The sequence below is a fragment of the Vibrio sagamiensis NBRC 104589 genome, assembly GCF_007990935.1.
GTDB classification, from domain to species: Bacteria; Pseudomonadota; Gammaproteobacteria; order Enterobacterales; family Vibrionaceae; genus Vibrio; species Vibrio sagamiensis.
Window position 1 is genome coordinate 1 of record NZ_BJXJ01000085.1, and the last position, 4,278, is coordinate 4,278.

General features: G+C 40.2%; 1 protein-coding gene and 2 pseudogenes. 2 read left to right on the forward strand and 1 reads right to left on the reverse strand.

Features of this window, described 5'->3' with window-relative positions:
• Both VSA01S_RS20100 and VSA01S_RS19280 read left to right on the forward strand, forming a co-directional pair.
• Nucleotides 1-3,484 (forward strand): annotated as a pseudogene (locus tag VSA01S_RS20100) (hypothetical protein); the annotation flags it as partial.
• A gap of 11 nt (nt 3,485-3,495) precedes the next feature.
• Nucleotides 3,496-4,032, forward strand: a complete 537-nt coding sequence (locus VSA01S_RS19280) for a hypothetical protein (protein ID WP_039983316.1) — start codon at nt 3,496-3,498, stop codon at nt 4,030-4,032.
• A gap of 74 nt (nt 4,033-4,106) precedes the next feature.
• Here the strand turns inward: VSA01S_RS19280 and VSA01S_RS19285 are convergent.
• Nucleotides 4,107-4,247, reverse strand: a pseudogene (locus tag VSA01S_RS19285) (IS6 family transposase); the annotation flags it as partial.
• Between the last annotated feature and the right edge of the window lie 31 nt (nt 4,248-4,278).

Here is a 4,278-nt window from a genome sequence, read left to right on the forward strand (position 1 = left end):
GAGTTTACGTTTGGCAGAAGGTATTATGCCAGTAAGTAAAGAGACTGAGATGGCTGAATGGGATAATGTGCTGGTTCCCGTTCGTCCCCTTGCTTATCTTAACGAGGAAAAATCAAAATCTAAATCGGCTGAGCTTAAAGCTGGATATCTGTATATATTCTGGAAAGGTAAGTTATGGCGTGAGCTATTCATCACCGATAAAAGTTATTATCAGGACATTGACGTCGAATACTTTCGCCACCTTGAGCAACAAGAAAAAAAGAAACAGAATCCTCAACCCATTACTCGTTATCCTGAAGGTTTTGATCAGCAGCATGTATTGCTTCCTTATAAAATCAAAGGAGAAAAGCAACAAGGTGAGGATGGCCTTAAGTTGCTATTCCGCCCACAGGCACTAACCTTTGCTCAAATTGAAAAGTTTGAGCAAGATAGTGCGAAGCTGGATAAAGAGAGTACTGCTCTTGATGACATAAATGCCTATTCAAGTAATCAGTCTTTTCCAGAGAAGAATCACCTTTTAGGTGTATCATCGGCTCAAGTTCATGTGGTTTCTGATAAAGATATGCCTTGGTTATCAGACAATGCTGTTGTTGTTGATAGCTTAAAAGGCACTAATATTGCGATTGCTTACGTAGATGGCCATAACACAGGGCTACGAATTGAATTAAAGACGATTGGAAAGTCACCTATTATAGATGCAGAATTCTTGATTGAATTTCAAGATGGTAGTTCTCAGAAAGGCCGCCTAGATAAGGATGGGTTCTACTTTTTAGAAAGTGTACCCGAAGGCGACTTTACGATCACTTATTGTGATTATGATGATGTTTATATTAAATCCATTGCGGCTCAAATAAGTGATGCGTTTAAACGCAGTAAGAAAGATGAGATATTTGGTTTATTAAGTCAATCGACCGAAAACATTCTAAAGATTGTTGAAGCCTATGATAAATACTACAACACCTATCAAGGAAGTGGACTGGTTAAGGACATACTCCACTTATTTAACAAACCGGCTATTCGCATTGCAGTAACAGGGCTATTGGTCGCCGGGGGAGTAGATGTTGGAGGAGAGGAGACCTATTATCCGCCGGAAGCAACTCAAAATACGTTATTAGCCATAAAAGCACAGCCTGCAATCAGCTCCATTATTAAAGACAGTCTTGTTAAACTTAAAATGGACCGACAGAAAGCGGTTGTTGAATCGACAAAAGCTTACGCCAAATACAAATGGTTTGTTGTACACGACCAACAGGCTATTGCAGATGAAGAAGCTCCACCTCTGGATTATCTAGGAAGTAGTGTTGGCATTGAGTACAAGCCTGAATACTATGGCCAACATATTGTAATGTGTTGCTATCAATATCACCCAGGAGACGGTAGCACGAGACCTGCGGAATATTACAGTTACCCAATAAACGTTTGTAACGCACATTCCATCCTTGCACCGGATCTAGAAAAATCAGAAGCGGTAATGCAGCAGCCGGATGTTTCACTTATTGCAGAGCAGCGATATATAGATACTTTGAAACAAGTTGCTCAAAATACTGAAATGGATGAAGAGGCAACAGAAAAGCACGAGGATGAACTCGAAAGATTAGAAGCCAATGCTGAAAGGTTACGTGAATTAATTGAAGATTCAGCGGACAAGACTCGTTATCCGATTAATGCGGTAGCAATAGCGACAGAAACAAGCGCTAAACAGCCTTTAAAAGTATTCGTATATCAAAAACGTATTAAGGATAACTGGTTCAGTGATGATGAGCACGTGTGGGGTCTTGTTGATTGGACGTACTGTGGGCACACAGCCTTTTGTGGTGAATATGAAGGTACAGGCCGTACAGCTAAGGAAGCTATCTCAAATGCATTAAAAGATTGGGAGGCTAACAGCCAAATGGCTGAAAGTCATATTAGTTATGAGATTGAGCTTACAGATAATAATCAAACATTAAGTCTGAAAGGTGAGTTAAAAACCAGCGGTTGGTCGAATTTGGATAGCATGATTAAGTGGGCCAATTATACTGCTTTAGGCGCTGTGGGTGTGGCACTCTTGTTCGCACCAATACCTGGTTCAAGGGTTGCTAGTGCCGCGATATGGACCAGTATTGCAACCAGTACAACTGCAAGTGTCCTCAGTATTTATCAACGCCATGATAAGGGTTTTAGTAACTTCAAGGATGATGGTTTAGATACCCTCGCTATCGTTGGTAATATCTTTGGTGCAGGCTGGATGCGTCAAGCTTCAATGCAATTTTCAGGGACTAAGCAAGGTCTTGAGGCTGGTAAATATTTACTGTTTGGTCAAATCGCGACCGACGGTGCTAGCGGTATAATCTTGACCGTTGATGCGATGACCCAAATAGATGAAATTAAATCAAACAGTTCTTTAACACCGAGTGAGAAAACTCGTCAAATAAGTGAATTAATCCGCTCACTTGCCCTGGTTGCTGCATTGACCACTTTGAGCTTGAAAGGCAGTAAAGATGATTTGGCGCATTTAAGTGCGGGTAAAGCGGATATTTCCGTTGAAAACCCTAAGCTGGAATTTAACGTAAAATCGAGAGAAAAAGTGCATCAAGGAGAGGTCGATACTAAAGTCGCTGAGCGCAGTGAACAGAATGCTGCGCCACATAGCCAGCGTAAAGTAAGGTACACCAAATACCCTCGCAATGCTTACCCTAAATCCTTTGTCGAAGTGACTGAGAGATTGCAAACCGCAAGAAAAAACATTATAAAAAATGGTTATATAGGTAAATATGATGATGCTGAATTACTCGACATAGTGCAATCGGGTGAGTTGGCAAATGAGCGTTTTCATGTGCGAATTATGAATAGTAATTTTTTGGAATATGAAGGAAAACCTGGTCTACTTGGCGCCCCAATGCAGGGAGAGACTGGTTTTGGTGCAAAATACTGGTCTACAACGTTCGAGCAATTAGAGGATGTTGATACTGACCCTCGATTGATCTGTGCAAAACTCGGACTTCCCTACACCAAAGGTGAAAAGTTATCTTACGTAATAATTGATACCCATCAATCTGTAAAAATAGCAGATACCAAGGTGCTCGTTCCAACACATGAAAATCTGGCCAAATTTACAAGAGAAGAGCTTCCGGATAGCTTCACTGCTGAGCAAGTCGATTTGTTTTTTACGGACAAATTTCAGAAGCAGTATGCTGAGCATTATGATGACGCGCTTAGTTCTGGGGAGCTAAGGAATGAGTGGGACACTGAACGCGCACTAGAATATTTCGAGAAAACAATCAATGATAAGGAGTTGGTTGATTTATTAGAGGTAAGACTCGAGATGCAAAGGGCTATAGGTAATAACCAGCACTTTTTAGGTAACGGATTAACAAAAACATTGTTACCGAACAACGGTAATTATGGCGCAGTGGAAACATTTAATTTTGAACGGAAACTTGTTCCTTTAGATAAATTCAATGGAAGTATTCACATAATAAAAGATATAGCCGAAATTAATTAAGGATGAGTATCATGACTCCAACTCGTAATGTCAAATTAATAGAAATAAAAGATTTAGATAATTTGCCTCAAGGCGTTGAGTACCTTGTTACCACAGAAGACAAGTTAAATTACCCTGGTAGATATTGCTCATTTTACAAGCAAGGTAGCTTTCTAACGATTGTAAAGCATAGCAAGGTAAAATTTAAAGATGAACCTGAGTACATATCGCTACGTCAATTTGATGCACCGTTAGAGGTTCTACCTTGGTTTGTTGATAAGTTTGACTTTTTCTTAAAGTTACCTTCTGAAGGAGGCCTGCCAGCAGGGAAAATTGCAACAGATAAAGAGCTTGTTGGTGGCGAGTTTATATTATTAATTAGGGCCATGGATGCAGGTAATGCTAGGCGAGAGGGTGGTTATTGTATTGAGAATTTGAGTGGCTACAAATATGAACGTGCAAGAAACGGTAAACAATCAATTTTGATATCTGACAGTTACATGTTTCATGGCGGTTTTTTGGATACATGGAAAATGCTGGCTAAAAAATATGAAAACGGCACTCTCTAGATAATTAAACACTTTAGCAGGGATTTTTGCCAAAATTGAAAATGTGTCTGAGGTGCTTATCTGAGCACCTCTTTTCATGCGTAAATTCCAAAGATATTGAAAAGTTCATTGAGGAAGGCAGATCTCTCCTGCACCCTCAGTTTCGGCTTATCACGACGTAACCAAAAATCAAACTGGCCTTTGTTCAAGGTTGTTGCAACAAGCCTGTCGAACCCTAGAAGAGCACGGCTTAATTATACGCAGGAA

Excerpts from the sequence above, each read along its gene's own strand:
- VSA01S_RS19280 (WP_039983316.1), top strand. The coding sequence starts at position 3,496 with ATGACTCCAACTCGTAATGTCAAATTAATAGAAATAAAAGATTTAGAT.